Below are 549 nucleotides of genomic sequence, written 5' to 3' on the forward strand. Positions count from 1 at the left end.
GGTTTGGGCAACTGACATCAGCTACGTGCCGCTGGCGCGGGGCTTCATGTATCTGGTTGCCATCATCGACTGGTACAGCCGCAAGGTGCTGTCCTGGCGGATCTCCAACACCATGGACACAGACTTCTGCGTCGATGCCCTAGAGGAGGCCCTACAGCGCCATGGAACGCCGGAGATCTTCAACACCGATCAGGGCGTCCAGTTCACCAGTGAGGCTTTCACAGGCGTTCTCAAGGAGCATGGCATCCGGATCAGCATGGACGGCAAGGGCTGCTACCATGACAATATCTTCGTGGAACGGCTCTGGCGCAGCGTCAAACACGAGTGCGTCTACCTCACTGCCTTTGAGGATGGCCGACACTTGAAGCAGGCGCTCCACCGGTACTTCCGGCATTACAATCAAACCCGGTACCACCAAACCCTTGATTACCAAACGCCCGATGAGGTGTACTACGGGCAACCCATATCTCTGGCAGCCTGAGCCAGGGAAACAACCGGATCATAGCTTAGGGACACCATCAGGTTGTCCAACTGAATGGGTCCATCTCA

1 protein-coding gene is annotated in these 549 nt (G+C 56.6%); it reads left to right on the top strand.

The window, feature by feature from the left end; genetic code table 11:
* Positions 1-481, top strand: a 481-nt coding sequence (locus JIF53_RS12915; RefSeq protein ID WP_199452706.1) for an IS3 family transposase, incomplete at its 5' end; no start/stop codon positions are given.
* Between the last annotated feature and the right edge of the window lie 68 nt (positions 482-549).

Source organism: Marinobacter sp. bablab_jr008 (assembly GCF_016464145.1).
In the GTDB taxonomy this organism is placed as follows: Bacteria; Pseudomonadota; Gammaproteobacteria; order Pseudomonadales; family Oleiphilaceae; genus Marinobacter; species Marinobacter nauticus.